General features: G+C 70.0%; 25 protein-coding genes. 12 read left to right on the plus strand and 13 right to left on the minus strand.

The annotated features are described in order from the left end of the window. Positions 1 to 63 precede the first annotated feature (63 nt). The 6 genes from AC1Q87_RS09150 to AC1Q87_RS09175 form a co-directional block, all read right to left on the minus strand. Entirely contained in the window at positions 64 to 1,044 is a 981-nt protein-coding gene (locus AC1Q87_RS09150; RefSeq protein WP_492608644.1) for a FecR family protein, read from the minus strand. After that, positions 1,041 to 1,565 (minus strand): RNA polymerase sigma factor, encoded by a 525-nt coding sequence (locus tag AC1Q87_RS09155; RefSeq protein WP_492608645.1) that lies wholly within the window; start codon positions 1,563 to 1,565, stop codon positions 1,041 to 1,043. The genes AC1Q87_RS09150 and AC1Q87_RS09155 overlap by 4 nt, the downstream gene beginning before the upstream one ends. Before the next feature lie 31 nt (positions 1,566 to 1,596). Further along, on the minus strand, positions 1,597 to 2,268 hold the full coding sequence (locus tag AC1Q87_RS09160; protein ID WP_492608646.1) for an MOSC domain-containing protein: 672 nt from the start codon (positions 2,266 to 2,268) through the stop codon (positions 1,597 to 1,599). A 69-nt stretch (positions 2,269 to 2,337) separates the two neighbouring features. Continuing rightward, the gene (locus AC1Q87_RS09165; RefSeq protein ID WP_293404327.1) at positions 2,338 to 3,150 is read right to left on the minus strand and encodes an SDR family NAD(P)-dependent oxidoreductase; all 813 of its coding nucleotides are present in this window, start codon (positions 3,148 to 3,150) and stop codon (positions 2,338 to 2,340) included. 65 nt (positions 3,151 to 3,215) lie between these two features. Beyond that, complete coding sequence (locus tag AC1Q87_RS09170; protein WP_492608647.1) at positions 3,216 to 4,094, minus strand: TauD/TfdA dioxygenase family protein; 879 nt, start codon at positions 4,092 to 4,094, stop codon at positions 3,216 to 3,218. Positions 4,095 to 4,161: 67 nt separating this feature from the next. Then, entirely contained in the window at positions 4,162 to 4,548 is a 387-nt protein-coding gene (locus AC1Q87_RS09175) for a VOC family protein (RefSeq protein ID WP_492608648.1), read from the minus strand. Positions 4,549 to 4,624: 76 nt separating this feature from the next. Between AC1Q87_RS09175 and AC1Q87_RS09180 the strand changes: the two genes are divergently transcribed. Continuing rightward, the gene (locus tag AC1Q87_RS09180; protein WP_492608649.1) at positions 4,625 to 5,977 is read left to right on the plus strand and encodes a metal-dependent hydrolase family protein; all 1,353 of its coding nucleotides are present in this window, start codon (positions 4,625 to 4,627) and stop codon (positions 5,975 to 5,977) included. An 84-nt stretch (positions 5,978 to 6,061) separates the two neighbouring features. Continuing rightward, positions 6,062 to 6,490, plus strand: coding sequence for a DUF805 domain-containing protein (locus AC1Q87_RS09185; protein WP_492608650.1), 429 nt, complete (start codon positions 6,062 to 6,064; stop codon positions 6,488 to 6,490). Positions 6,491 to 6,536: 46 nt separating this feature from the next. Here the strand turns inward: AC1Q87_RS09185 and AC1Q87_RS09190 are convergent, their stop codons facing one another. Continuing rightward, positions 6,537 to 6,914, minus strand: a complete 378-nt coding sequence (locus AC1Q87_RS09190; protein ID WP_492608651.1) for a VOC family protein — start codon at positions 6,912 to 6,914, stop codon at positions 6,537 to 6,539. 61 nt (positions 6,915 to 6,975) lie between these two features. Next, a complete protein-coding gene (gene chpT / locus AC1Q87_RS09195; protein WP_492608652.1) occupies positions 6,976 to 7,665 on the minus strand; it encodes a histidine phosphotransferase ChpT in 690 nt (229 codons plus the stop codon). A 67-nt stretch (positions 7,666 to 7,732) separates the two neighbouring features. Here chpT and AC1Q87_RS09200 point away from each other — a divergent pair, with 67 nt between their 5' ends. Both AC1Q87_RS09200 and cysQ read left to right on the plus strand, forming a co-directional pair. Then, positions 7,733 to 7,930: a DUF3553 domain-containing protein gene (locus AC1Q87_RS09200; protein WP_492608653.1), complete on the plus strand. Its 198-nt coding sequence runs from the start codon at positions 7,733 to 7,735 to the stop codon at positions 7,928 to 7,930. After that, positions 7,927 to 8,691, plus strand: coding sequence for a 3'(2'),5'-bisphosphate nucleotidase CysQ (gene cysQ, locus AC1Q87_RS09205; RefSeq protein WP_492608654.1), 765 nt, complete (start codon positions 7,927 to 7,929; stop codon positions 8,689 to 8,691). The genes AC1Q87_RS09200 and cysQ overlap by 4 nt, the downstream gene beginning before the upstream one ends. Here cysQ and AC1Q87_RS09210 read toward each other — a convergent pair. Continuing rightward, a complete protein-coding gene (locus AC1Q87_RS09210) occupies positions 8,688 to 8,858 on the minus strand; it encodes a hypothetical protein (protein WP_492608655.1) in 171 nt (56 codons plus the stop codon). The genes cysQ and AC1Q87_RS09210 overlap by 4 nt on opposite strands. A 216-nt stretch (positions 8,859 to 9,074) precedes the next feature. Here AC1Q87_RS09210 and AC1Q87_RS09215 point away from each other — a divergent pair, with 216 nt between their 5' ends. The 6 genes from AC1Q87_RS09215 to AC1Q87_RS09240 all read left to right on the plus strand — a co-directional run bounded on the left by AC1Q87_RS09215 (position 9,075) and on the right by AC1Q87_RS09240 (position 18,823). Next, positions 9,075 to 11,396 (plus strand): TonB-dependent receptor, encoded by a 2,322-nt coding sequence (locus tag AC1Q87_RS09215; protein ID WP_492608656.1) that lies wholly within the window; start codon positions 9,075 to 9,077, stop codon positions 11,394 to 11,396. Between the two features lie 92 nt (positions 11,397 to 11,488). Next, complete coding sequence (locus tag AC1Q87_RS09220) at positions 11,489 to 12,172, plus strand: Fe2+-dependent dioxygenase (protein ID WP_492608657.1); 684 nt, start codon at positions 11,489 to 11,491, stop codon at positions 12,170 to 12,172. A 44-nt stretch (positions 12,173 to 12,216) separates the two neighbouring features. Continuing rightward, positions 12,217 to 13,014: an enoyl-CoA hydratase/isomerase family protein gene (locus AC1Q87_RS09225; protein WP_492608658.1), complete on the plus strand. Its 798-nt coding sequence runs from the start codon at positions 12,217 to 12,219 to the stop codon at positions 13,012 to 13,014. 46 nt (positions 13,015 to 13,060) lie between these two features. Beyond that, positions 13,061 to 14,251, plus strand: coding sequence for an acyl-CoA dehydrogenase (locus AC1Q87_RS09230; protein ID WP_492608659.1), 1,191 nt, complete (start codon positions 13,061 to 13,063; stop codon positions 14,249 to 14,251). 110 nt (positions 14,252 to 14,361) lie between these two features. Continuing rightward, on the plus strand, positions 14,362 to 17,058 hold the full coding sequence (locus tag AC1Q87_RS09235) for a PAS domain-containing hybrid sensor histidine kinase/response regulator (RefSeq protein WP_492608660.1): 2,697 nt from the start codon (positions 14,362 to 14,364) through the stop codon (positions 17,056 to 17,058). A gap of 97 nt (positions 17,059 to 17,155) precedes the next feature. Further along, positions 17,156 to 18,823 (plus strand): MFS transporter, encoded by a 1,668-nt coding sequence (locus AC1Q87_RS09240; RefSeq protein ID WP_492608661.1) that lies wholly within the window; start codon positions 17,156 to 17,158, stop codon positions 18,821 to 18,823. On the opposite strand, the gene AC1Q87_RS09245 is transcribed toward AC1Q87_RS09240, so the two are convergent. The 4 genes from AC1Q87_RS09245 to AC1Q87_RS09260 all read right to left on the minus strand — a co-directional run bounded on the left by AC1Q87_RS09245 (position 18,817) and on the right by AC1Q87_RS09260 (position 21,782). After that, positions 18,817 to 19,815 (minus strand): phosphotransferase, encoded by a 999-nt coding sequence (locus AC1Q87_RS09245; RefSeq protein WP_492608662.1) that lies wholly within the window; start codon positions 19,813 to 19,815, stop codon positions 18,817 to 18,819. The genes AC1Q87_RS09240 and AC1Q87_RS09245 overlap by 7 nt on opposite strands. Positions 19,816 to 19,882: 67 nt before the next feature. Further along, positions 19,883 to 20,581, minus strand: coding sequence for a molybdate ABC transporter permease subunit (modB, locus tag AC1Q87_RS09250; RefSeq protein WP_492608663.1), 699 nt, complete (start codon positions 20,579 to 20,581; stop codon positions 19,883 to 19,885). Next, positions 20,578 to 21,471 (minus strand): precorrin-2 dehydrogenase/sirohydrochlorin ferrochelatase family protein, encoded by an 894-nt coding sequence (locus AC1Q87_RS09255; protein WP_492608664.1) that lies wholly within the window; start codon positions 21,469 to 21,471, stop codon positions 20,578 to 20,580. The genes modB and AC1Q87_RS09255 overlap by 4 nt, the downstream gene beginning before the upstream one ends. Then, positions 21,471 to 21,782, minus strand: coding sequence for an MliC family protein (locus AC1Q87_RS09260; RefSeq protein ID WP_492608665.1), 312 nt, complete (start codon positions 21,780 to 21,782; stop codon positions 21,471 to 21,473). Before AC1Q87_RS09260 ends, AC1Q87_RS09255 begins: the two co-directional genes overlap by 1 nt. A gap of 121 nt (positions 21,783 to 21,903) precedes the next feature. On the opposite strand from AC1Q87_RS09260, the gene AC1Q87_RS09265 reads away from it, so the two are divergent. Together AC1Q87_RS09265 and AC1Q87_RS09270 are read left to right on the plus strand one after the other, a co-directional pair. Next, positions 21,904 to 22,392 carry a (2Fe-2S)-binding protein gene (locus AC1Q87_RS09265; RefSeq protein WP_492608666.1) on the plus strand — a complete coding sequence of 163 codons (489 nt, stop codon included), beginning with the start codon at positions 21,904 to 21,906 and terminating at the stop codon, positions 22,390 to 22,392. Between the two features lie 14 nt (positions 22,393 to 22,406). After that, positions 22,407 to 24,590 carry a xanthine dehydrogenase family protein molybdopterin-binding subunit gene (locus tag AC1Q87_RS09270; RefSeq protein WP_492608667.1) on the plus strand — a complete coding sequence of 728 codons (2,184 nt, stop codon included), beginning with the start codon at positions 22,407 to 22,409 and terminating at the stop codon, positions 24,588 to 24,590. The last annotated feature ends 29 nt before the right edge of the window (positions 24,591 to 24,619 follow it).

Consider the following 24,619-nt stretch of genomic DNA (forward strand, 5'->3'; position numbering starts at 1 on the left):
TGGCGCGGCGCGCCAGGTTCGGAGGGAAGGACGTCCGGGGCGGCGAAATCCTACGACAAGGTTTCACGAAGCTTTGCTGTCAGCCGCGTGACGGCGCAGCACGATGGCCCCGCGCTCGTGCGCGACTTCGAAGCCGTGCAGCCGCGCGAGGTTGGCGAGCGTGCGTTCGGGGCTGGTGATGCGGAAGCGGCCGGAGACGGTCATGGCCCCCAGCTGCGGGTCGGCGACGCGGATCGGGGTCGGCGACCAGCGGCCCATCTGCTCGACCAGCCGTTCGACCGACATGCCATGGGTCTCGATCCAGCCCTCGCGCCAGTCGCCGGCCGCGCCCTGTTCCAGGGCGCGCACCGGTTCGGGGCCGGCCGCCGTGAGCGCGGTGGCCAGGCCGCCCTCGACCATGCGGTCGCGCGACAGCAGTCCGCGCGGGCCGAAGCGGACCCGGCCCTGCTCGACCGCCAGCTCGGTGCGCCCGGCGGTGAGATTGACGTCGAAGCGGGTGCCGACGACCCGCACGCGGCTGTCGGCGGTCAGCACCTCGAAGGGCCGGTCCTCGGCATGGGCGACGTCGAAGAACGCCTCGCCGCGCAGCAGCTCGACCTGGCGGCGATGGGGCGTCTGGCGGACGCGCACCCAAGTATCGCCGGCCAGATCCAGCACCGAGCCGTCGTCGAGCCGCACCGCCAGCCGCTGACCCGGGCGGGTGCGTTGCTCCAGCACCGGGGCGCCGGCCAGTTCGACAGCCGGCCAGGCCAGCGGCAGTACGACGGCGACCAGGGCCGCGGCGACCGCCGGACCGGCGAAGGCTGACAGCCGGCGCGGTCTGGCGGCGGCGGGGCGGCGATGCTCGGCCACGCGCAGGGCCTCGGTCAGGGCCGGGTCGTCCCAGACGTCGCTAAAGCGGACATAGGCCTCGCCCGCCCCGGGATCGGCACGTCGCCAGGCGGTGAAGCGGGCGGCGTCGAGACCTCGGCCCTCGCGCGCGGCGACGAAGGCGGCGGCCGAGCGCTTGCGCGCACGGCGGCGGAACAATTGGGCGAGGCTCATCGCCGGCCTCCGGTCTTGGGGCCCAGGCCTTTTTCCAGGGCCACGAGCGCGCGGGCGACGTGGGCGTCGACGGCGGCGGGGGTCAGGCCCAGCCGCTGGGCCGTGTCCTTGGAACTCAGGCCGTGCAGGCGGCGATGGATGAAGACGTCCCGCTGCAGCGGCGGCATGGCGGCGAGGATGCGGCCGAAGCGTTCGGCCCGTTCGCGGAACATCAGCGAATCCTCCGGCGTCTCGGTGTCGGCGGGATGCTCGGCGTCGACCGGCTCGAAGGCCCGGCGCGCGCCGGCCCGGAAGTGATCGCGCACGAGGTTGAGGGCGATGCGGCGCATCAGGGCCAGGGTGTCGGCGGCCGGCGAGCCCTGGCGTCCGAGAAAGCGGACGAACGTGTCCTGGACGATGTCCTCGCTCACGGCCGCGTCGCGGACCCTTCGTTGGATGAAACGAAAAAGCGCGTCGCGATGGCTCGCGACGGGTACGCGGTTCTCGGACACGCCCGCACTCCGAACTGGCGGGCGCCCCATAGCCGCGGAGCGTGACGGTTTTTCGAAGGGTTCAGCCGCCCAGGCGCGCGGACCAGTCCTCGACCCGGCGGGTTTCCAGCCGTCGCCGGGCGTACTTGCGCCAGCCCTCGGGCAGGTGCTCGAGGGCGGCCATGGCGGCCAGCTCCTCGCGGTTCAGGGTGTCGACATAGAGCGTCCGCCACAGGCGGTGGATGGTCCAATCCGGCGAGCGGCGGTCCTGCAGCTCGAAGCCGTCGCCCGACTCCACGACGCCGGGCTCCAGCACCCGATAGTACCAGCCGGTGCGGCCGGTTCCCTGGACCCGCTGGGCCATGTCGGGGACGTCGAGACGCAGGTTGAGCTTCCAGCAGGGCTGGCGGCCCTGCGAGACCTCGAGCAGCGCCGAGCCCAGGCGGAAGACATCACCGATCGCGACCTGGCCTTCATCGAGGCCGCGGGTCGAGAGGTTTTCGCCAAAGCCGCCGGGCGCGGCCAGCGCCGGACGCTCGCCGACCTCGGCGCGCCAGGCCGCGTAGTGGTCGAAGGGATAGTGATGGACCGCCTTGTCCGGCCCGCCATGGACGCGGAGGTCGGCCTGGGCGTCGCCCTCGAAGCCGGTCGCGGTCAGGCGCAGCGGCCCGGCGACCGGCGTCTTGGCGATGCCGCTGAGGGTCTGCCCAAGCGGGGCGACCTGGCCGACGAGCAGGTGATCGAGGCGGAGCATGCCGCTGCGATAGACCGCGAGAGGTCTGGCCGGAAGGTCCGCTGGCGAACGTCCGGCCAGACCAGTTGGCTAGATCAGCGCCGCCGGCTGGACGTCCAGTTCCTTGAGCAGCGGTTCGGCGTAGTCGACCCGGCCGGTGACGGTCTGCGGATCGCCCGACGCCAGGCGGTAGACCGCCTCGGCGATGTATTCGATCGGCTGCACGCGGCTCTTGGTGGCCTCGTTGATCAGGCCGTGAACCGCGACGCCGGGGGTGTCGACCAGGCCCGGCGAGACCACATTGACGGCGATGTTGTCGGCGTAGACCTCAGACGCCAGGCCGGTCGAGAACCGCTCCAGCGCCGCCTTGCACATGCCGTAGACGGTGCCGCCGCGGCCGGGGCCGTAGGGCTGTTTGGGATGGATGCCGGCCGGCGAGGAGATGTTGACGATCCAGCCTGCGCCCTTGTCGCGCATGCCGGGAATGACGAGCTGCGAGAGGTGGAACGGCGCGTAGACCTGCACCTCCATCATCAGCTTGAAGCGCTTCTCCGGGAACTCCTCGACCGGGATGAAGTAGGTGATGGCGGCGTTGTTGATCAGGATATCGACCGGGCCGTAGAGGGCGGTGGCTTCCTCGACCAGCCGCTCGCGCTCGGACGCCTGGGCCAGGTCGGCCTTGATGAAGGCCGCTTGCCCGCCGGCCTTGCCGATGCGCTCGACAGTGTCCTGCAAGGTGCCCGGCAGGCGGCTCTCGCCGCTCTCGGCGGTACGGGCCGAGGCCACGACCTTGGCGCCCTCCTGGGCCAGGCGGGCGCAGATCGCCTCGCCGATGCCGCGGCTGGCGCCGGTGACCAGGGCGACGCGGCCCTTCAGCGTCCCGTTCGGATTGACGGTGACCATTCTCGAAATCTCCCTAATGAAATGTCTTTGTTTTTATTTGGAAACGAGGCCTCTCGCGGCCTCGCCTAGGAAACGCCCTCCGCAGTCTGGAGAGCGGGCTTGCCCACCGTGGCGGGCCAGGCGTCGACCGTGACGCGGCGCATATGCCGCCGTTGTCCCGGATAGTCGTTGAGCGCGAAGTGCCAGACCGAGCGGTTGTCCCAGAAGGCCACCGAGCCGGCGGTCCAGGGGAAGCGGCAGGTGAACGCCTCGTAGCGGGAATGCTCGAACAGGAAGTCGAGCAACGGCTTGCTCTCGCGCTTGCTCCAGCCGTCGATCCGCATCGTGAAGGCCGGATTGACGTAGAGCGCCTTGCGGCCGGTCTCGGGGTGGACCTTGACGACCGGATGGATGAACTCGCCGACCGCGCCCTCGGCCTCGACGACCTTCATCGAGGCGCGCTTCTGGGCCGAATGGCCCTGGGCGGAATATTCCCGGCCCGCGGAGTGGACGGCGTTGAGGCTTTCCAGCGTCGCCTTCAGGCCGGGCGTCAGCGCCTCGTAGGCGGCGGCCTGGCTGGCGAACAGGGTGTCGCCGCCCCACTCCGGGATCTCGACGGCATAGAGGATCGAGCCGATGGAGGGGTGCTCCAGGAAGCTCATGTCCGAGTGCCAGCCGCCGCCGAAGTTCACCTTGTCGCCCGGCTCCTTGACGATCTCCATGACCTCGGGATGGCCCGGCATGCCGGCGACGTACGGATGGATGTTCAGCGGCCCGAAGCGACGGCCGAAGGCGAGCTGCGCCTCCGGCGTCAGGGTCTGGCCGCGGAAGAACACCACCTGGTGATGGACGAAGGCCGCGCGGATCTCTTCGATCACCGCGTCGGGCAGGTCGGCGGACAGGTCGACGCCGGAAATCTCGGCGCCCAGGGCGCCGGCCACCTTGCGGATCTTGAGGCCTGACATCGGACCATCTCCCTCTTGGCTGCCGCGATCAAACAACGCCTGGGCCGCGAGCGCGAGTCAGAAGCTCTCACTTCGGCTGCAGCAAATCCCACCGGTTGCCGTAGAGGTCCTCGAACACCGCCACCGTGGCGTAGGGTTCGTGGCGCGGGGCCTCCAGGAATTTCACGCCGGCCGCCGTCATGCGCGCATGGTCGCCGGCGAAGTCGTCGGTGTGCAGGAAGAAGCCGACGCGGCCGCCGGTCTGGTCGCCGACCCGCGCCGCCTGGGGCTCGCCCGCCGCCTTGGCCAGCAGCAGGCCGCCCTGCGAGCCCGGCGGCGTCACGATGACCCAGCGCTTGCCCCCGCCCATGTCGTCATCGCGGGTCAGCTCGAAGCCGAGCTGGTTCACATAGAAGCCGATCGCCTCGTCGTAGTCGCGGACCACGAGGGCGGTGAGGGCGAGGCGTTGGGTCATTTAACCTCCAATTGGCCTCTAGACCCCGGCGCCACCGAAGCTAGAGTGCGGGCCGTTTTTAAAGGGGGGAGTATCCATGCGTAGAGTCTCGGCGCCCACCGCCGCAAAAATTTTCGGCGCCGCCATTGTTCTGAGTATGGGCGCGAGCGGCCAGGCGGCCGCCCAGGCCCAGCCGGCCACCGTCATCCACGCCGGCGCGCTGCTCGACAAGCCGGGCCAGGCGCCGCGCGGCGCCTCCACCCTCATCATCCGCGGCGGCAAGATCGAAGCGGTCCGCGACGGCTTCGTCGAGCCCGAGGCCGGCGCCAAGGTCGTCGACCTGCGCAACCAGTTCGTGCTGCCCGGTCTGATCGACAGCCACGTCCACATTTTCAGCGACGACGACAAGGTCAAGGCGCGCATGGAAGCGGCCAACCGCGACCTGGAAGACGAGATGGTGATCGGCATCGACAACGCCCGCCGCACCCTGGAAGCCGGCTTCACCACCATCCGCGACGTCGGCAGCGACATCCGCAGCGTCACCGCCCTGCGCGACGGCATCAACAACGGCCTGCTGACCGGCCCGACCATCCTGGCCGCCGGCCGCCCGATCGCCGTCACCGGCGGCCATGGCGACGGCTCCAACAACCTCAACCGCGACCTGACCGAAGCCGCCCACCGCGAAGGCGACAACGTCTGCAACGGCGCCGAAGACTGCCGCCGCGCGGTGCGCGCCCAGATCAGCCAGGGCGCGGACGTGATCAAGTTCACCGCCACCGGCGGGGTGCTCTCGAACGTCGCCGGCGGCCTCGGCGCCCAGATGTTCGACGACGAGATGAAGGCGATCGTCGACACCGCCCACATGTTCGGCCGCAAGGTCGCGGCCCACGCGCACGGCACGGACGGCATCATCGGGGCGCTGAACGCCGGGGTCGACTCGATCGAGCATGGCACCTTCGGCAACGCCCAGACCGACGCGCTGTTCAAGAAGACCGGCGCCTACTTCGTGCCGACCATGCTGGCGCCGAAGACCGCGCTCGACCAGGCCCGCGCCGGCGCCCGCTCGAAGGCCTCGCTGGAAAAGGCCGAGATCGCGGCCAAGGCGGCGATGGACAACCACCGCCGGGCCATCGCCAACGGCGTCAAGATCGCCTTCGGCACCGACACCGGCGTCTCGGCGCACGGCGACAACGGCAAGGAATTCGCCCTGATGGTCGGCGTCGGCATGACCCCGACCGAGGCGATCAAGGCCGCCACCGTCAACGCCGCCGACCTGCTGGGCCGCTCGTCCAGCATCGGCACCCTGGAAGTCGGCAAGGACGCGGACATCATCGCCGTGGCCACGAGCCCGCTCTCGGACGTCACCCAGCTGGAACACCCGACCTTCGTCATGCATCGCGGCGCGGTGGCCAAGATCGGCGGCCAGCGCGCGCCGTTCCCGCCGAACTAGTCGAAACGGGCGCCCGCACGCGCGGGAGTTGTCAGCCTCCGAAGTTAGGCTAGGGTCATCCCTAGCTTAGCTTCGGAGGGCACGATGGACTTGATGTTCCAACCGCTCCGCAAGTACGCGGATTTTACCGGCCGTGCGCGCCGGATGGAATTCTGGCTTTTCTGGCTGTTCCTGATCGGGCTCCAGATCGTCTTCTCGGTCCTGATCGGCATGGTCGCCGGACCCACGGCGGCGGTCGCCGACCCGACCGACCCCCTGGCCGTGCTGAACGGGCCGGCCAAGGCGCTCTATGGCGTCTTCTTCCTGGTGATGCTGGCGCTGCTGATCCCCAGCCTGGCCGTGGCCATGCGCCGGCTTCACGACACAAATCGCACAGGCTGGTGGCTGCTGCTGGGCCTGCTCCCGTTCCTGGGCGCTCTGGTGCTGCTCATCTTCTACCTGCTGGACGGCACCCCGGGCCCCAACAAGTACGGCCCCGATCCAAAGGGGCGGGTTTCGGCCGCCGTCGCCTGACCTGCAGCCCGGTGAGGCGCAGGCCGCCTCACCGGAAGCTGCCGCCCTAGTGCATCGTGCCGGCGACGATCTCCAGCTTGTTGCCATCGGGATCGAGCAGCACCGCGCCATAGTAATCGGGCGAGATGTCCGGATGCAGACCCGCGGCCCGCACGCTGGTCGCGCCGCCGGCCAGCGCGGCCGCATAGGCCTGATCCACCGCCAGCCGCGTCGGCGCGGTGAAGGCGATGTGCGTGGCGAGCCCCGCGACCTGATCGCCCTGGACCGGATAGAGCCAGAACAGACGGCTCTCGCCGCCGGGGCCGTAGGCCAACTCGCGCTCGGCCGCCCAGGCGTTGGCGCAGCCGAGCGGCGCGAAGAAGGCGTCATAGAAGGTGCGCGCCGCGGCCAGGTCGCGCACGCCGACAGAGAGATGATCGAACATGGGAAAGCCCTCCAGTTGGGCTCACTGAATTGTGGGCGAGCAGCGCCGCCCACAAGCCCCGTCAGGCCGGAACCATCGCCGCGAAGGTGACCTTTTCCTCGGCCACGTCGGCGAACACCCGCCCGCCCGCGTCGGCCATGAACAGGTGGACGTAGTAGGCCTGGACCCAGTGGCCGTGCAGCCCGTCGCCCATCGCCTCGCCGCGCAGTCCGGCCAGCACCTCGGGACGCAGGCGCGCGCGCGGGCCGACCGCCTCGACCGCAATGGCGATGGTGGCTTCCTGGGCCACCGCGCGGATCTTGGCCACCCCGCCGGTCGGCAGCGCCGCGCCAGCCATCTGGGCCAAATTCATCAGCGCACGGGCGGCCGGCTTGTTCACGGCCGGGGCCTCGACCTGCCACTCCAGGGTCGCGCGCATATGGTTGAAAACGCCCTGGGCCAGCTTTTCCAGCTCGCGCGGGTCGAAGGTCTCGGCCGAGGCCGAGGCGCCGAACGCCACGCGGGTGAAGGCCAACAGGTCGGCCAGCTTGCGCGCCGAACCCGAGATCAGGTTCATGGCGTCGTCCTTCATGTCCTGGGCGCTGGGATCGTCCAGCAGATCCAGGCCCGAGACGATGGCGCTCGCGGGGCTGATGAAGTCGTGACACATCCGCGCGGCCAGATAGGCGGCCACCTCGGCGGTGCGCGGCGGAGCCTTGGCTTCCGGCGCGGTTTCGGGGGTCGATTGGGGGGTGTCTACGCCGTCCATCATTACGCTCGCGAACTTGTCCTGATTTGGCGCTTTGGCAAACGCGCCGCTGCACTCTAGAGAACCGCCCATGGGCGGTCCCGATCCCTTCCTCGAGCCCGGCGTGCTGGTCATGCACCCGACCCGCGAGGACTGGGGCGTGGGCCAGGTGCAATCGGTCGCGGGACGCAAGGTGACGGTGAACTTCGAGCACGCAGGTAAACAGGTGATCGACAGCGCGGTGATCGCCCTGACGTTTGTGAGCGACGACCCGCGAGGCGCCCGATGAGCGACGCACGCGACGTCGGCGAAGTGCTGGCCGAGATCTGCGAGGAAGCCGCGGCCCTGATCCTGCCGCTCTGGAAGTCGGAGCTGACGGTCTATTCCAAGGCCGACGAAAGCCCGGTGACCGAAGCCGACCGGCGTGGCGAGGCGCTGATCCTGGAGCGGCTGGCGGCCGCCTTCCCCGACATTCCGGTGATTTCGGAGGAGGACGCCAGCGAGTTCGGCACCCCCGACGCGATCGGCCCGCGCTTCTTCCTGGTCGATCCGGTCGACGGCACCAAGGCCTTCGTGCGCGGCGATCCCAACTTCACCGTCAATATCGGCCTGATCGAGAACGGCCGCCCGATCGCGGGCGCGGTCAACGCGCCGGCGACCGGCGAGACCTGGTTCACGCAGGGCGGCGCGGCGATGAAGCGCACCGCTGGGGCCGCGCCGACGCCCGTGCGCACCCGTCCCTGGCCGCAAGGCGCGGCGGTGGCGCTGGTCAGCCACACCATGAAGGACGAGACCGCCCAGAAGCTGGCCGAGCAGTACGGCTTCGACCTGCGCGAGCCGATGGATTCGTCGATCAAGTTCTGCCGCATCGCCGAAGGTTCGGCCGACATCTATCCGCGCCACGGACCGACCATGGAATGGGACATCGCCGCGGGCCACGCGGTGCTGACGGCGGCCGGCGGACAGGTGAAGACGCCTGAAGGGCAGGACGTCGCCTACGGAAAGGCCGAGGCCGGATTCCGCAACGGCTGGTTCGTCGCCAAGGGCTAGCCGGCCGAGGGTCCGGCGACCGTCGCCATCACCGGGGCCTGCGGGCCCTGGGCCAGGCCGGGATCGCCTGCGCCGATCGCCACATAGCCGGCGAAACCCACTGCAAACGCCGTCGCTGCGATCCACGCGAACGGCCGCACGATCTGATAGACGCTGACTTCGGTCACTGGATGTTCCTGTCGAGACCCACGTTAGCGGAACAGCCGAACCCGGCCGTCGGTTGCGAGGCGATTTCGACAATCTCGGCTCTAAGGGCGACGAAGCGCCCGAACCCCGCAGCGACCCAGCGGGTGCGTCTTTCAGGACACAAATAATTATTTGCGACTGACTCGCATTGCCAGCGCAGCTCGCCCTAACTAATAGCGCCTCGCAGTTTCATTCGCATGGGCCGAGGGGCATTTTCGGTGATCAATAGACGGACTAACGGCGTTCGCGCCTATGCGCGCAAGGCGCTCACTCCCGCTGCCGTCGCCGGCGTCGCCGGCCTGGCCCTGGTCCCGCAACTCGCCCTTGCGGACGAAGCGGCGGACAACGCCACCGAAGTTTCGGGCGTGCAGGTCGACGGCCACCAGACCCTGCAGCCGACCTCGCCGAAGTACACCGCGCAACTGCTCGACACCCCGCGCAGCGTCACGGTGATCCCGCAGGCGGTGATCACCCAGACCGCCGCGACTTCGCTGTCGGACCTGCTGCGCACCTCGCCGGGCATCACCTTCGGCGCCGGGGAAGGCGGCCAGCCGCTGGCCGACCGTCCGTTCATCCGCGGCCAGGCCTCGGGCAACAACATCTTCGTCGACGGCATCCGCGACTCGGGCGGCCAGGTCCGCGAGGTGTTCAACCTTGAGCAGGTCGAAGTCATCAAGGGTCCGGACAGCGCCTATAACGGCCGCGGCTCGGGCGGCGGCTCGATCAACCTGACGACCAAGCGCCCGAAGCTGGAAGAGAACATCGCCGCCAGCGCCATGGTCGGCACCGACGGCTATCTGCGCGGCGTGGTCGACGCCAACCTGCCGGTCGGACAGACCAGCGCGGTCCGCTTCAACCTGATGGGCGCCCAGGGCGACGTCCCCGGCCGCGACAGCGTCGACTTCGACGCGTGGGGCGCGGCGATCAGCGGCGCCGTGGGTCTGGGCACCGACACCCGCATCACCGCCAGCTACTATCATCTGACCCGCAACGACATGCCCGACTACGGCGTGCCGCTGTACACCAAGCTGGGCGGCGCCACCGCCCCGCGGACGAACGCCAGCGGCGTGCTCGATGTGCCGCGTGACTCGTTCTACGGTCTGAAGGCGCGCGACTTCCAGAAGACGGAAGCCGACATCGTCACCCTGATCGCCGAGCACGACATCAACGACGCGATCACCTTCCGCAACGCCTTCCGCGTCGCCAAGACCCTGAACGACTATCTGGTGACCAACCCCGGCGACGGCGGCAACGCCCAGTTCGTGGCCGGCGAGTGGTGGATGAAGCGCGGCACCAAGTCCCGCTGGAACGAGGCGTTCACCGTCGCCAACGTCACCGACTTCTACGGCAAGTTCCGCACCGGCGGCGTCGAGCACAGCTACGACGTCGGCCTGGAGCTGTCGCGTGAGACCAACAAGAACGCGTCCTATGTGATCTACACCACGGCCGGCTCGGCCTGCCCGACGGGCTTCACCGGCGCCACCACCACGGCCGGCGTCGGCGACTGCACCCGCGTCTACGCGCCGAACCCGAGCGACCCGTGGCAGGGGATCATCGCCCGCCCCGATCCGTCGGTGAACTACACCAACACCATCGGCGTCTACGCCTTCGACACCATGTCGTTCGGCGACAAGTGGCTGGTGAACGTCGGCGTCCGCTTCGACGACTACTCGGTCAAGGGCCGCGACGTGGCCGCGACCAGCGCCGCCGGCGTGATCACCGGCACGACCATCACCCCGCGCAAGGGCGACTGGCAGTTCACCAACTACCAGGTGGGCCTGGTCTACAAGCCGGTGGCGAACGGCAGCCTGTACGCCTCGTACGGCACCTCCTCGACCCCGCCGACGATCTCGGGCGGCGACCAGAACACCGGCACGGGCACCGGCACCGGCAACCTCGCCAACGTGCTGCTGGACCCGGAAGACATCACCTCGGCCGAAGTCGGCGTGAAGTGGGCGTTCTTCCGCGAGCGCCTGTCGACCTCGGCGGCGATCTTCCACATGACCCGCGAGAACGCCCAGATCCAGATCGCCAACGGCGTCTACGCCCAGGTCGGCGAGACCATGGTCCAGGGCGTGGAAATCGGCGTCACCGGCCGCGTCACCCCGGCCTGGATGGTGTTCGGCGGCTACACCTACATGGACAGCGAGCTGGTCCGCGGCGCCTATAACGGCGTCAACCAGGGCGAACAGCTGGCCAATACGCCCGAGCACACCTTCAGCCTGTTCACCACCTATGACCTGAACGAGCACTTCAGCTTCGGCGGCGGCGCCTACTATTCGTCGGACAGCTACGGCGGCAACCAGGGCGGCGCGGGCGGCGGCGGCAACCGCGTCTTCGCCCCGGCCTACTGGAAGTTCGACCTCTACGCGGCCTACCGCGTCCGCGAGAACCTGGACCTGCAGCTGAACATCAAGAACGTCGCCGACGAGGAGTACATCGCCTCGACCAACGGCGTGCACCACGCCGACTACGGTCCGGGCCGCCAGGCGATCCTGACCCTCAACTACCGCTTCTGACCTCCCCATTGTAGAAGCACCTCAGAGAGGCCCCGCCCCTTCCCGGGCGGGGCCTTTTGTCTTTCCAAGATCCCGAACTAAGGTCCCGCGCCATGATGCTGCATATCCCCGAGGTGCTGACCAAGGCGCAGGTGGCCGAACTGCGCGCGGCGATCGACGCCGGCGACTGGGTGGACGGAAACGCCACGTCGGGCACGCAGTCGGCCCTGGCCAAGCGCAACGAGCAGTTGCCGGAGGGATCGGAGGCCGCCCGCTACGCCGGCGAGAAGATCCTCGACGCCCTGTCGCGCAGCCCGCTGTTCGTCACCGCCGCCCTGCCCCAGACGGTGTTTCCGCCGCTGTTCAACCGCTATGGCGGCGGCCAGACCTTCGCCACCCACATCGACAACTCGATCCGCCAGAGCCGCGACGGCAGCGTGCGGATCCGCAGCGACCTGTCGGCGACGCTCTTCCTGACCGAGCCGGAGGACTATGACGGCGGCGAACTACTGGTCGAGGACACCTACGGCGTCCACGAGGTGAAGCTGCCGGCCGGCGACCTGATCCTCTATCCGGCCTCGAGCCTGCACCAGGTGACCCCGGTCACCCGCGGGGCGCGGACCTCGAGCTTCTTCTGGATCCAGAGCATGATCCGCGACGACGCCCGCCGCGCGCTGCTGTTCCAGATGGACATCGCCATCCAGCAGCTGTCGCTGAAGGTCGGCGCCGGCGCGCCGGAGCTTGTGTCGCTGACCGGGACCTATCACAACCTTCTGCGCATGTGGGCCGAGGTCTAGCCGCACGGACGGCGGCGCGGGCTCCCAGGGCTGGAGGGCGCGTCATGACCTACGAAACCATCACCTACGAGACCCGTGGCCCGGTCGGGATCCTGACCCTGAACCGGCCGGAGAAGCTGAACGCCATCTCCGCCGAGCTGCGCCGCGACCTGGAAGCCGGGCTGATCGCCGCCCAGGCCGACGACGGCGTCCGCGCCCTGGTGCTGACCGGGGCCGGCCGCGGCTTCTGTTCCGGCGCCGACCTGACCGGCCCGGCACCCGAGCGCGACGGCCCGCCGCCGCAGAGCGAGCGGCTGGACGAAGAGGCCTGGATGGGCCGCTGGGCGCGGCTGCTGCGCGACTTCGACAAGCCGCTGATCGGTGCGATCAACGGCGTCTGCGCCGGCGCCGGCATGGCCTGGGCCCTGGCCTGCGACGTGCGCATCGGCTCGGAGCACGCGCGCTTCAAGACCACCTTCGCCGAGCGGGCGATCTCGCCGGACTCCGGCCTGTCGTTCCTGCTGCCGCGGATCGTCGGCTATGCGAGCGCCGCCGACCTGATCTTCACCAGCCGCATGGTGCTGGCCGACGAGGCGCTGAAGCTCGGCCTGCTCAACCGTCTCACGGCGCACGATACGCTGCTGGACGACGCGATCGCCTATGGCGAGCAGATGGCCCAGTGGCCGCCGCTGGCCATCCGGATGGCCAAGCGCGTGCTGCAGACCAACATGGAGTCCGACTTCGTCAGCGCGGTGAAGTACGAGTCCGTCGGCCTGGCCCACGCCCGCCGCGCCGTGAACGACGTCAAGGAGTCGGCTGCGTCATTCCGCGAGAAGCGCAAAGGCGTCTACACGGGCACGTAAAATGAGGTCATAAGGCGCGCATACAGTTCCATTGGGAGACCGCGCCATGGCCCTCGACACCGGCGACCAGCAGAAGACCTTCAACTGGGAAGATCCGCTGGACCTCGGCTCGCGCCTCACCGAGGAGGAGCGGATGGTGTGGGAGAGCGCCCGCGCCTACGCCCGCGAGAAGCTGCTGCCGCGCGTGGTCTCGGCCTATGCCAATGAGCGCTTCGACCGCGAGATCATGACCGAGATGGGGGCCCTGGGCTTCCTCGGCGCGACCCTGCCCGAGCAGTACGGCGGCGCCGGCGTCAGCCACGTGGCCTACGGCCTGATCGCCCGCGAGATCGAGTCCATCGACAGCGGCTATCGCTCGGCGATGAGCGTGCAGTCCTCGCTGGTCATGTACCCGATCTACGCCTTCGGCTCGGAAGAGCAGAAGATGAAGTACCTGCCCGGCATGGCCCGCGGCGAAATCGTCGGCTGCTTCGGCCTGACCGAGGCCGACGGCGGCTCCGACCCGGCCTCGATGCGCACCGTCGCCAAGAAGGTCGACGGCGGCTACGTGCTGAACGGCGCCAAGATGTGGATCACCAACGCCCCGATCAGCGACGTCTGCCTGGTGTGGGCCAAGCTGGACGGCGTGATCCGCGGCTTCCTGGTCGATCGCGGCTCGGAGGGCCTCACCACCCCGAAGATCGAGAACAAGCTGTCGCTGCGCGCCTCGATCACCGGCGAGATCGCGCTGGCCGACGTGTTCGTGCCGGAAGACCATATGCTGCCGAACGTCAGCGGCCTGCGCGGTCCGTTCTCGTGCCTCAACAAGGCCCGCTACGGCATCAGCTGGGGCGCGATGGGCGCGGCCGACTTCTGCCTGCACGCCAGCCGCGAATACACCCTGACCCGCAAGGTGTTCGGCAAGCCGCTGGCCGCCCGCCAGCTGGTCCAGAAGAAGCTGGCCGACATGCAGACCGAGATCGCGCTGGGCTTTGAGGGCGCGCTGGCGCTGGGCCGCCTGCTCGACCAGGGCGCCTGGGTGCCGGAAGCCATCAGCCTGATGAAGCGCAACAACTGCGGCAAGGCCCTGGCCATCGCCCGCGAGGCCCGCGACATCCACGGCGGCAACGGCATTTCCGGCGACTATCACGTGATGCGCCACGCCGCGAACCTCGAGACCGTGAACACCTACGAAGGCGCTCACGACGTCCACGCCCTGATCCTGGGCCGCGCCATCACCGGCGAAAACGCCTTCTAGATTCACGCTTCGGTTTCAGCCCACAACCATCGCGGTAAAAAATCGCGGGTCCAAACGTTACGTTTACCGACCCGCGTTACATCATCCTCCCGAACAAGGGGACGGGGGCGATGGCCGCAAGGCGGACACCGCAGGAATCGAAGGCGATCATCGAGTGGCTGTTCGAGAACAGCCGCGAAGTGATGTTCGTCATCGGCGCGGACAAGCGGTTCAAGCTGGTCAATCCGACTTTCGAGCGGGAGACCGGCTGGACCGAGGCCGAGGTCGTCGGCCAGTACGCTCGTGACTTCATTCATCCGGGCGAGGAAGCCAGCATCGAGGCGCACCTGCAGCGCCTGAAGGACGACGGCTTCAGCGACCACGCCTCGCGCATCCGCGCGAGGGACGGCAGCTGGCGCTGGTTCGAGGGCCGCGCCCAGCTTCTGCCCGACGGCGAGATGATCGGCGTGGTCCGCAACGCCACCCGCGAGCGGGAGCTGGACGCGCGGCTGGTGGCCGCCGAACGCACCGGCCAGCTGCTGTCGCAGGCGGCGGGCATCGGCACCTGGTCCTATGAGCCGGACCACGACCGCATCGAGTGGTCGCAGGACATCCTGAACCTGACCGGCTATCGCGACGACGAGATCGACGACATCGACAAGGTCGGGGCCGTGCTGCACCCCGACGAAGCCGTCGCCGTCCGCACCGCGGTCATGGAGGGCATCCTCTACGGCAAGGCCGGATCGTTCGAGCACCGGCTGAAGGACAAGACCGGCGGCTGGTCGCACTGGCGCAACACCTTCCGCACCGAGGCGCGGCCCGGCGGCGAGTACGCCCTGCGCGGCGTCATGCAGGACATCACCGAGCTGGTGCAGGCCCGCGACGGCGCCGTGCGCGGCCAGCAGCAGATGCTGCAGCTGGTCGAGGGCGCGCCCTTCGCGGTGGCGATGTTCGACCGGCGGCTGCGCTATCTGGTGATGAGCGGCGCCTGGCGGCAGATGTTCACCCGCCAGGACAACGAACAGATCGGCCTGACCCTGGCCCAGACCTTCCCGCGCGCGCCCAAGCGGCTGCTGAACGCCATGCAGCGCGCCCTGGACGGCGAGGTCGTCGCCCGCGACGAGGACCGCATCAACGACATCGAGGACGTACGCCGCTGGGTGCGCTGGCAGGCGCGCCCCTGGCGTGACGCCAAGGGCCGGGTGCAGGGCGTGGTCTGCTATGTCGACGACGTCTCCCCGCTCACCCAGGCGCGCCGCGAGGCCGAGGTCAACGCCCGGCGCCTGAAGCTCGCCCTCACCGCCGCCGACGCCGGCGTCTACGAGATCGACCACGTCCAGAAGACCTTCTGGGCGAGCCCCGAGTTCGAGCGGATGCTGGGCAAGGACATCAGGGGCTACGAAGACGCCCAGACCCTGCAGTTCCCACGCTTCCACCCCGACGACCTGGACCATGTGCGCCAGTCGTTCCGCGACATTCGCGACGGCAACCGCGCGCCCGGCGAGGCTTTCGAGGCCCGCGCCATCGGCCCCAGCGGCGAGGAACGCTGGATCCGCGTCTTCCACCACCTGTCGACCGACCGCCAGGGGCGTTGGCTGAAGGGCGTCGGCCTGGTGCAGGACTTCGACCAGCGCAAGCGCCAGGAGCTGGACCTGATCGCCGCGCAGCGCGCGGCCCAGGCGGCCGGCGAGGCGAAGGCCGCGTTCCTGGCCAATATGAGCCACGAGATCCGCACGCCGATGAACGGCGTGATGGGCGTGCTGCACCTGCTGAAGTCCGAGACCCTGTCCGAAGAGGGCCGGCGGATGCTCGAGGAGGCGCTTTCCTGCGGCCAGATGCTGGCCGAACTGCTCAACGACGTCATCGACTTCTCGAAGATCGAGGCCGGGCGGCTGGAGATGGTGCACGAGGCGGTCGAGCCGCGCGCCCTGATCGAGGGCGTGGCGCGGCTGCTGCGGCCTCAGGCCGAGGCCAAGCACCTGCAACTGGTCGTCGACGTCGATCCGGCCGTGGGCTGGGTGGTGTCCGATCCGGTGCGGCTGCGCCAGGCGCTGTTCAACCTGGTCGGCAACGCCGTGAAATTCACGCTGAAGGGCCAGGTCACGATCCGCGCCCACCTGCGGCCTGGACCCGCGACCCAGATGCTGCGGCTGGAGATCGCCGACACCGGCGTCGGCATTCCCGAAGCCGTGCAGCCGCGGATCTTCCAGCGCTTCGACCAGGGCGACGCCTCGACGACCCGAAAGTTCGGCGGCTCGGGCCTGGGCCTGTCGATCACCCAGAAGCTGGCCCAGATGATGGGCGGCGGGGTCGGCTTCGCCTCGACCGAGGGCGTCGGTTCGGTGTTCTGGCTGGAAGTCTCGGCCGCCCCGTCCGAGGCCGCGGTCGCCGCCGAGGAGACCACGGACGACTGGCTGAACGGCCTGCGGGTGCTGGTGGTCGAGGACAACCCAACCAACCGCATGATCGCCACCAAGCTGCTCGAAAAGCTGGGCGCGGACGTCGAGACCGCCGCCGACGGCTATCTGGGCGTGGAGGCGGCCGGCCGCGGCGCATTCGACCTGATCCTGATGGACGTGCAGATGCCGGGCATCGACGGCCTGGAGGCGGCGCGCCGCATCCGGGCGATCGGCGGCGCGGTGGCGGCCACGCCCATCGTCGCCCTGACCGCCAACGTCCTGGCGCACCAGCGCGCGGCCTATCTGGAGGCCGGCATGGACGGGGTGGTCGGCAAGCCGATCTCGCCCGCCGCCCTGCTGGGCGAGATCGCCCGGCTGGCCGAACGCGAGGCCGACGAGGCGCCGGGCGACGCCGCGGCGGTGGCCTGACCGCCGGTCGGCTGACGCCCGGTCGGGACGACGATCGTCCCTTCCCACATCGCCGTTCTCCGAGTTAGACCTTGGTCGGTTTCGGGGGAGACAGTGGATGGCGGACGTCGCCGTGGAAGCGGGCAAGAAGCCTGCATCGTTGCGCACCGTGGTGGCCGCCTCGTCGGCGGGGACCGCCTTCGAGTGGTACGACTTCTTCGTCTTCGGCAGCCTGACCCACGTCATCTCCAAGACCTTCTTCTCGGGCCTGCCGGAGACCGCCGGCTACATCGCCGCCCTGGCCCTGTTCGGGGCCGGCTTCCTGTTCCGCCCGCTGGGCGCATTGGTGTTCGGGCGGATCGGCGACAAGGCCGGGCGCAAGGGCGCATTCCTGGTCACCGTCGTGCTGATGGGCGCGGCGACCTTCGCCATCGGCCTGCTGCCGACCTACGCCCAGGTCGGGCTGCTGGCGCCGGCGCTGCTGGTGCTGATGCGGATCGTCCAGGGCTTCGCGCTCGGCGGCGAGTACGGAGGCGCGGCGATCTATGTCGCCGAGCACGCGCCGGCCGACGGCCGCGGCTGGGCCACCGGCTGGGTGCAGACGTCCGCGGCGCTAGGCCTGTTCGGCGCCCTGATGGTGATCCTGATCACCCGCGTCGTCCTCGGGCGCTATTTCGGCCCCGAGGCCTTCGACCAATGGGGCTGGCGGATCCCGTTCCTGGTTTCGGCCGGCCTGCTGGCGATCTCGATCTGGATGCGGCTGAAGCTCTCCGAGAGCCCGGCCTTCGCCAAGATGAAGGCCGAGGGGACCGCCTCCAAGGCCCCGTTCGCCGAAGCCTTCGGACAGTGGCGCAACCTGAAGATCGTGCTGCTGGCGCTAGTGGCGGTGATGTTCGCCCAAGGAGCGGTCTGGTACACGGCCTTCTTCTACGTCCAGACCTTCATGGAGCGGTTCCTGAAGGTCCCGCCGGAGACCATCAATCTGCTGATGCTGTCGGCGACGGCGGTCAGCGCGGTCGGCTACGTCCTGTTCGGCTGGCTGTCCGACAAGATCGGCCGCAAGCCGGTGATGCTGTTCGGCATGGTCCTGATGCTGGCCGCCTACTTCCCCGGCTTCCACATGCTGACCCAGACCCTGAACCCGGCGCTGTCGGAGGCCCAGGCCCGCACGCCGGTCGTGGTGGTGGCTGACCCCAACGACTGCTCGCTGCAGTTCGACCCGGTCGGCAAGGCCGCGTTCCTGTCGTCCTGCGACATCGCCAAGAGCGTTCTGTCCGGGGCCGGGGTCTCGTACGACAACGAGGTCGGCGCCGCGGGCGCGCCGGCGATGGTGCGGATCGGCGCGACCACCGTGCACTCGGCCAGCGCCGTCGGTCTGGTCGGCAACACCGCCAAGGCCGCCAAGGCCAAGGTCGAGGGGGAGATCAAGGCCGCCCTGGCCTATGCCGGCTATCCGTCGGAGGCCGACCCCGACCGGATGAACCTGCCGGCCGCGTTCCTGGTGCTGCTGGTGTTCGTGGTCGCCGCCACCGCGCTCTACGGCCCGATCGCCGCCTGCCTGGTCGAGCTGTTTCCGACCCGCATCCGCTACACGGCCATGTCGCTGCCCTATCACATCGGCACCGGCTGGGTCGGCGGCTTCACCCCGTTCACCGCTTTCGCGATCGTGGCGGCGACCGGCCACGTCTACTCCGGGCTCTGGTATCCGTTCGTCTTCACCCTGATCTCGGTCGTGACCTGCCTGCTGCTGCTGCCCGAGACCCGCGGCCGGTCGCTGGATCAGTAGCTCAGCGCCGCCAAGGCTTCGGCGAACTGCGGCGTGCGCAGGCCCTCGAGCGCCGCGGCCAGCCGCGCCTTGACGTAGGCGAACCGGCCCGCGTCGGCGTCCAGCACCGGCTCGCCCAGGGTCAGCGCCTCGTGCATTTCGTCGAGCGAACGCCCGGAGAGGTCCTGCGCCTGCGGCTGGTCGCCGACCGCGTTCGCCATCACCAGGCCATAGAACAGGTGGTTCACCTGCCGCATGACCCGTAGCCGAGCCCGGCGCGTCTCGTCCGCCGCCCCGAAGTAGGTGGCCAGCAGCAGCTCTTCCTGGGCCGGCGTACGGCCGAAGAGATTGGCGATGCAGGCCAGGTCGACATAGCGGTCGGCCAGGAACGCCGACTCCCAGTCCACCAGCCACAGGCGCGATCCGTCGTAGAGAATGTTGCGCGGGTTGAGGTCGTTGTGGCTGGCGACCAGGTCGGCCGGATCGGTCCGGTAGCGCGCGCGCAGGTCCCGATAGCGGTCGAGCAGCTCGGCCATGGCGGCCGGCGCCACCAGGTCACGGGCCTGGAACTGGGCGACCAGCGCGTCGATCCCATCGAGATAGTCGACCAGCGGCGGGAACGGCGGGCCGGCGTGCAGCGCGCGGACGGTCTGCGCCGCCTCGACCACCAACTGGTCTGGCGTGCCGCGATACTCAAGCGACAGCGGCCGCTCCTCGATGAAGTCCATGATCGCCACACCGTCGGCGGCGTCGGCGTAGCGAACCCGCGGGGCAAGCAGACCGGAAGCAGCGATGCGCATGCAGGCGTAGGCCCGCTGCGGATCGCGGAAGCCGTCGCGCGCCTGATCCAGCCGCAGCAGATAGGCGATGCCGCCGACCCTGATACGGAACACGCCGGCGCCGGAAAGCCCGCCGCCCAGCGCCACGATGGAATCGGGCTCGGCGACGCCGAAGGCGGCGGTCAGGCCGCGGGCGACGGCGGCGCGCAGTGCGGGGGGAAAGTCGAGCGCCATGGCGCGTCCTCCGTTGGGAGGGCGCCTTTTACCCGGATATAAATCTACGTCAATATTACCCGGGTGATTATCCTCGATCGCCGCGGGCGGCCCGTGCCGCCCAGCGGCTGACCGCGTCGGAGACCAGCACCGCGGCGACCGCGATCACGGCGGCGACCAGGCAGAGGGCCGCGGCCCGCGCCTCGTCGCCCGGCGACTGGGTCGCGCCGTAGATCGCGGCCGGCAGGGTCAGGGTCTCGCCGGGGATCGCGGCGACGAAGGTGATGGTCGCGCCGAACTCGCCCAGCGCCTTGGCGAAACCGAGGATCGCGCCGGCGGCGACGCCCGGCAGCGCCAGAGGCAGGGTGATGCGGAAGAAGCGGACCAGCCGCCCCGCCCCCAGGGTGCGGGCGACCTCGTCCACCTCGCGGTCGACGGCCTCGATGGCCAGCCGGATCGGCCGCACCATCAGCGGAAAGGCCATGACCCCGGCGGCCAGCGCCGCGCCGGTCCAGTCGAAGGCGAAGACGATCCCGATCTTCTCCAGCGCCTGGCCGAAGGCGCCGCGGCGGCCGAACAGCAGCAGCAGCACGTAGCCGGTCGCCACCGGCGGCAGCACCAGCGGCAGGGTGACGGCGGCGTCGAGCACCACCCGCAGGGCGAAGCGGCCGCGGGCCTGGGCCAGCGCCACCAGCACCGCGATCGGCAGGGCGACCAGCGTCGCCGCGCCGGCCACCCTCAGCGACAGCATCACCGCGGCGAAGTCTTCGGGCGTCAGTTGGCTCACGGCGCCGCCGTCGGCAGGATCTCGACCGCCACGCCGGCGCCCTCCAGCGCCGCCAGCGCGGCACGGCCGGGCGGGCCGCTCATCACCCAGGCGATCACTTGGCCGGCGCGGGTCAGCTCGGCGAGCCGCTCGGCGCCCGCGTCGTCCGGCGCCAGCCGCTCAGCGTCGCGGCGGGCCAGCGACAGCACCGCCGGGTCGGCGTCCGGCTCGGCGATCAGGATGTCGGCGGCGGCCAGGGCCCGCACCGCACGCAGGGTCAGCAGGTCGACCGGGCCGCCCGCGACCACGATCCGCACACGGCCCTGGGCGGCGACGCCGTGGGCCAGGGCCTCGCGCAGCAGCCGGGCCGCGCCCTCCATGTCGCCGGCCATGGCGGCCTCGGCGGCGGGACCCGCCAGGGCCTCGCGCAGGAAGGTCCGGCGTTCGTGCATTTGCGGCAGGGCGGCGCGGACCTCGTCCTGCATCTGGCGGAACAGCGCCGCGACCCGGCCGGCGCCCTCCGGCACGCGCTGCTCGATGTCGGCGCGCAGCATGGTGGCCAGCATCGGCGAGGCGCCGCCGGTGCCGATCGCGGCCACGACCTCGCCGCGGTCGATCACCGCCGGGGTGGTGAAATCGCAGAGCTGCGGGCGGTCGACGACGTTGACCGGCACGTGGGCGGCGCGGGCGGCGGCGGCGGCGGCCTGGGCGAAGGCGTCGTCGGCGCTGGCGATGAAGGCGAGCGCGGCGCCGGCATAGGCGGCCGGATCGGCCGCATCCTCGCCCTGCAGATGGACGATGCGGGCCGGCGAGCCCGCCAGCAGGCGCAGCTTGGCCTGCGCCGGTTCGCCCATGCCGGCGATCACCACCGTGCGGCCGCTGAGCGGAAAGAAGGCGGGAAAGGCGTCCATCAGCCGGTCTTGCAGTCGCGATAGGCCGCGCCCGGCACCCCGGTCAGCATCGCCTCGTCGCCTTTGCTGAAGAGCTCGACCCCGCCGGCGGCGTATTTGGCGCCGGACGCCGAACGCACGTGCGGCAGGCGGTAAGTGCGGTCCCCAGCGCGAACGATCGCCATGTCGCCGGCCAGGTCGTAGGCGGCGGTGAACGTGCGGCCGCCGGCGCAGGCATAGGTCTGCGGCGCATCGGTCGCGTCCATCGGCGCCGTGCTGGCGCAGCCGGCCAGGACCAGCGCCGCGCCGATCGCCAACATCACCTTCCGCATCCAGGTCCCCTGACTGTCAGGCGTACAGCCTAGCCGCGGTCGGCGCCGAACGCAGCCACTTTACCAGCGGGGCTGAACGCCGTTAGGATGAGCGAACGCTCACATTGCGGGAGGGATACCCATGGCCATGACTCTGGACGTCAACGGCAAGCCCCTGGCCGTCAAGGCCGCGCCCGACACCCCGCTGCTCTGGGTGCTCCGCGACGAGCTGCAACTGACCGGCACCAAGTTCGGCTGCGGCGTGGCCCAATGCGGCGCCTGCACGGTGATGGTCGACGGCCAGGCGGTCCGCTCGTGCGTGACGCCGATCGAGGCGGTCGCCGCCAGCAAGATCACCACCATCGAGGGCCTGGGCGGGCAGCACCCGCTGCAGCAGGCCTGGGTCAAGCACGACGTGCCGCAATGCGGCTACTGCCAGTCGGGCCAGATCATGTCGGCCGCCGCGCTGCTGGGCGCCAACGCCAAGCCGACCGACGCTGACATCGACGCGGCGATGGACGGCAACATCTGTCGCTGCGGGACTTATCAGCGGGTCCGCGCGGCGATCAAGGACGCCGCGGCCATGCCCGCGCCCGGCCCGGCCGCCGCCCCGGCGCCGGCCAAGGCCTGAGGGGAGACGCACCGATGAACGCTCCCGTGAACAACAAGACGATCGCCGGCGCCACCCGCCGCGACGTGGTGATCGGCGCCAGCCTGGTCGGCGGCGCCCTGGTGGTCGGGGCCTGCTCGCCCGGCGACATCCTGTCGATCGGCGCCAAGGAGGACTTCGGCGCCTTCGGCCCCTTCATTAAGATCGCGCCCGACGGCGTGGTGACGGTGGTCTCCAAGCATATCGAGTTCGGCCAGGGCAACCACGCCGGCCTCGCCGCCATCGTCGCCGAGGAGCTGGACGCCGACTGGTCCAAGGTCCGCGTCGAGCAGGCCCCGGCCATCGCCAAGGTCTACGCCAACACCGGCATGGGCGTGCAGGGCACCGGCGGCTCGTCGGCGATCTCCAACTCCTGGGACCAGCTGCGTAAGGCCGGCGCCTCCGCGCGGGCGATGTTCGTGGAGGCGGCCGCCAACAAGTGGAGCGTGCCGGCCGGCGAGATCGCCGTGAAGGACGGCGTCCTGACCCACGCCTCCGGCAAGAGCGCGGGCTTCGGCGAACTGGTCGCCGACGCCGCCAAGGCGACGCCGCCGGCGACGCCGACGCTGAAGGATCCCAAGACCTTCACCCTGATCGGCACCGACCGCGTGCGCCGCAAGGACGCCCAGGCCAAGTCCGACGGCACGGCGAAGTTCACCCAGGACGTCCAGCTGCCGAACATGCTGATCGCCATGGTCGCGCATGCGCCGAAGTTCGGGGCCAAGGTCGCCTCGTTCGACGCCGCCGAGGCCAAGAAGGTGCCGGGCGTGGTCGAGGTCTATGAGATCCCGACCGGCGTCGCCGTGGTGGCGGACAACACCTGGGCCGCCAAGCAGGGCCGCGAGGCGCTGAAAGTCGCCTGGAATGAGGACGAGGCCGAGAAGCGGTCCTCCGACGCCATCCTGGCCCGCTACAAGGATCTGGCTTCGGGCAAAACCCAGCCGGCAGACAAGGAGGCGTGGCAGGCCTTCGAGAGCAAGGGCGACATCGCCACGGTCAAGGGCGAGGCCTTCGAGGCGGCCTACGACTTCCCGTTCCTGGCCCATGCGACCATGGAGCCGATGAACTGCGTCGCCCAGGTCGGCGGCGGCAAGGCCAAGCTGACCTTCGGCTCGCAGATCCCGACCATCGACCAGCTCAACACCGCCAAGATCATGACCATGCTGCCCGGCGCGGTGGAGATCGAGACGCTGTTCGCCGGCGGGTCGTTCGGGCGGCGCGCCAACTTCCAGTCCGACTACGTCGCCGAGTGCGTCGAGATCGCCAAGAAGGTCGGCAAGGACCGGCCGGTGAAGCTGGTCTGGACCCGAGAGGACGACATGGCCGCCGGCTACTTCCGGCCCATCGCCCACCACACCGTGCGCGTGACGCTCGACCAGGACGGCTACCCGGCCAGCTGGCGCCAACGGGTGGTCACCCAGACGCTGATGAAGGGCTCGCCGATGGGCCAGCCCAAGCTGGACGAAACCGCGGTCGAGGGCACGCTCGGCTCGCCGTACCTGAAGGCGACGCCGATCGTCGACGCCCAGCTGATCCAGCCGGACTCGGGCGTGCCGGTGCTGTGGTGGCGTTCGGTCGGCGCGACCCACACCGCCTATGTGATGGAGCACACCATCGACCAGCTGGCGAAGAAGGCCGGCAAGGACCCGGTCGAGTATCGCCGCGCGCTCTACACCAAGGCCGGGGCGAACCGGCATCTGGCGGTGCTGAACCTGGCGGCGGAAAAGGCCGGCTGGACGACCCCGGCGCCGGCGGGCTGGACCCGCGGCGTGGCCGTGCACGAGAGCTTCGGCTCGGTGGTCGCGCAGGTGGCGGAAGTGAAGCTGGACGGCGGGACGCCGAAGGTCGGCCGCGTGGTCACCGCCATCGACTGCGGCACCGCGATCTCGCCCGACCAGATCGCCGCCCAGATGGAGGGGGGGACCTGCTACGGACTGTCGGCGGCGCTGTTCGGCCAGATCACCCTGAAGGACGGCGTGGTCGAGCAGGGCAACTTCGACAGCTACCGCGTGCTGCGCAATTCCGAAGCCCCGACCGTCGAGACCTATATCGTCCCGTCCGGCAATGCGCCGAGCGGCGTCGGCGAACCGGGCACCCCGGTGATCGGCCCGGCGGTGGCCAACGCCCTGCTGACCCTCACGGGCCAGCCGACGCTGAGCCAGCCGTTCGTCAAAGCCTAGGCGAGATTTCCTCCCCCACTCGACGGGGG

The organism is Phenylobacterium sp. GW823-FHT02A09, assembly GCF_058797775.1.